1 rRNA gene (cut by a window edge) is annotated in these 1833 nt (G+C 58.0%); it reads right to left on the minus strand.

Annotated features, from left to right (window positions below):
• Nucleotides 1-1698: ribosomal RNA gene (locus ACIHEJ_RS40660) — 23S ribosomal RNA — on the minus strand (it extends 1494 nt beyond the left edge of the window).
• Nucleotides 1699-1833: the final 135 nt, after the last annotated feature.

A 1833-nucleotide genomic window follows, 5' to 3' on the forward strand; every position in this document is an offset into this window, starting at 1 on the left:
CGGCCTACACCCTTACCCCGGGACAACCACCGCCCGGGATGGACTACCTTCCTGCGTCACCCCATCACTCACCTACTAACCGCTTGGTCCGGCGGCTCCACCACTTTCCTTTCCCCGAAGGGTCCGGAACGGCTTCACGGCCTTAGCATCACGATGCTCGATGTTTGACGCTTCACAGCGGGTACCGGAATATCAACCGGTTATCCATCGACTACGCCTGTCGGCCTCGCCTTAGGTCCCGACTTACCCTGGGCAGATCAGCTTGACCCAGGAACCCTTAGTCAATCGGCGCAAACGTTTCTCACGTTTGTATCGCTACTCATGCCTGCATTCTCACTCGTCAACCGTCCACGACTACCTTCCGGTGCCGCTTCACCCGGCAGACGACGCTCCCCTACCCATCACAGCACCCGTTGGGGCTATATGCTGCAATGACACGACTTCGGCGGTACGCTTGAGCCCCGCTACATTGTCGGCGCGGAATCACTAGACCAGTGAGCTATTACGCACTCTTTCAAGGGTGGCTGCTTCTAAGCCAACCTCCTGGTTGTCTGTGCGACTCCACATCCTTTCCCACTTAGCGTACGCTTAGGGGCCTTAGTCGATGCTCTGGGCTGTTTCCCTCTCGACCATGGAGCTTATCCCCCACAGTCTCACTGCCGCGCTCTCACTTACCGGCATTCGGAGTTTGGCTAAGGTCAGTAACCCGGTAGGGCCCATCGCCTATCCAGTGCTCTACCTCCGGCAAGAAACACACGACGCTGCACCTAAATGCATTTCGGGGAGAACCAGCTATCACGGAGTTTGATTGGCCTTTCACCCCTAACCACAGGTCATCCCCCAGGTTTTCAACCCTGGTGGGTTCGGTCCTCCACGAAGTCTTACCTCCGCTTCAACCTGCCCATGGCTAGATCACTCCGCTTCGGGTCTTGAGCGTGCTACTGAATCGCCCTGTTCGGACTCGCTTTCGCTACGGCTTCCCCACCCGGGTTAACCTCGCAACACACCGCAAACTCGCAGGCTCATTCTTCAAAAGGCACGCAGTCACGAGATGCAGCAAGCTGCATCCGACGCTCCCACGGCTTGTAGGCACACGGTTTCAGGTACTATTTCACTCCCCTCCCGGGGTACTTTTCACCATTCCCTCACGGTACTATCCGCTATCGGTCACCAGGGAATATTTAGGCTTAGCGGGTGGTCCCGCCAGATTCACACGGGATTTCTCGGGCCCCGTGCTACTTGGGTGTCTCTCAAACGAGCCGCTGACGTTTCGACTACGGGGGTCTTACCCTCTACGCCGGACCTTTCGCATGTCCTTCGCCTACATCAACGGTTTCTGACTCGTCCCACGGCCGGCAGACCGTGGAAGAGAGATCCCACAACCCCGCATGCGCAACCCCTGCCGGGTCTCACACGCATACGGTTTGGCCTCATCCGGTTTCGCTCGCCACTACTCCCGGAATCACGGTTGTTTTCTCTTCCTGAGGGTACTGAGATGTTTCACTTCCCCTCGTTCCCTCCACACTGCCTATGTGTTCAGCAGCGGGTGACAGCCCATGACGACTGCCGGGTTTCCCCATTCGGAAACCCCCGGATCAAAGCCTGGTTGACGACTCCCCGGGGACTATCGTGGCCTCCCACGTCCTTCATCGGTTCCTGGTGCCAAGGCATCCACCGTGCGCCCTTAAAAACTTGGCCACAGATGCTCGCGTCCACTGTGCAGTTCTCAAACAACGACCAGCCACCCATCACCCCGGACCACAAGATCCGAGTGCACTGGGGCCGGCGACTGAAGGAAAATCATTCCCTCAGACACCCAACAGCGTGCCCGAC

The sequence above is a fragment of the Streptomyces sp. NPDC052301 genome (assembly GCF_044593395.1).
Taxonomy (GTDB): Bacteria; Actinomycetota; Actinomycetes; order Streptomycetales; family Streptomycetaceae; genus Streptomyces.